1 protein-coding gene and 1 pseudogene are annotated in these 729 nt (G+C 45.1%); both read right to left on the bottom strand.

Going from position 1 to position 729, the window contains the following annotated elements; all coding sequences use genetic code 11:
• Positions 1–534: pseudogene (locus AB3I00_RS14565) on the bottom strand (hypothetical protein); the annotation flags it as partial.
• Between the two features lie 14 nt (positions 535–548).
• Positions 549–729: hypothetical protein (locus AB3I00_RS14560; RefSeq protein ID WP_368025609.1), on the bottom strand; the 181-nt coding region annotated here is incomplete at its 5' end.

The following is a 729-nucleotide window of genomic DNA, read 5'->3' as shown; positions in this document are numbered from 1 at the left end:
TACTCCTTTTGCCCCACCAAACAAAGCAGTCATATCAGTGATATTATGGGTATCCAAACGATGAAGATCGATACTGGTCACATTGGGGTATTGATCTTCATGATAAGCCTCAAATCCTCCAAAAACTTTCGACCAATCTTTGCCTTGAGCCACCACTTTGTCTGACCCATTTTCTGAAATCGAGAGCGTCCCTTTTTGATAATTGGCATACCGTATCGCTGCGGTAGCCGCCTCACGCGTCAATTGCACTTCATGAAACCCATTATATCGCTGGGGATCGGCCGCCTGGAAATCCGCTAGAGTAGGAATCACTACATCTTTAGCAGGGACAGTATTCAATCCCGTTAGAACGATCACTCCTGGCATCGTGAGATCCGTTTGCCAACACGAAATATCCACCGTTTCTTTCGTCGGTATTTCCCCGACGGAGACGGTAGAAACATTGGTCGTACTCGCTGGTACTTCGGCTACTGTCTCCCCGTAGACAGGCGAAAGACAGGTGTTACCCAATAAAAGAACGGTTACCAGAGACACCCCTATTTTCTTTTTCATTTGCTTTCTCCTAACGTTTCGCGATTATACAGTTTCAAAAATTGATAGCCTCCACGCGCACTAACTACTTGCCCTTTTTTTAATTCCAAAGGCGGACGTAATACTTCTCCTGAAGCTGCATCAGTCGTGGCAATTAAATTGAAATACACTTTGCCATATCCTCGATAAAACCATCGA

The organism is Enterococcus sp. C76 (assembly GCF_040886985.1).
Lineage (GTDB): Bacteria > Bacillota > Bacilli > Lactobacillales > Enterococcaceae > Enterococcus_B > Enterococcus_B lactis.
Note: the sequence above shows the minus strand (reverse complement) of the source record. Positions and strands in the feature narration are given on the sequence as shown.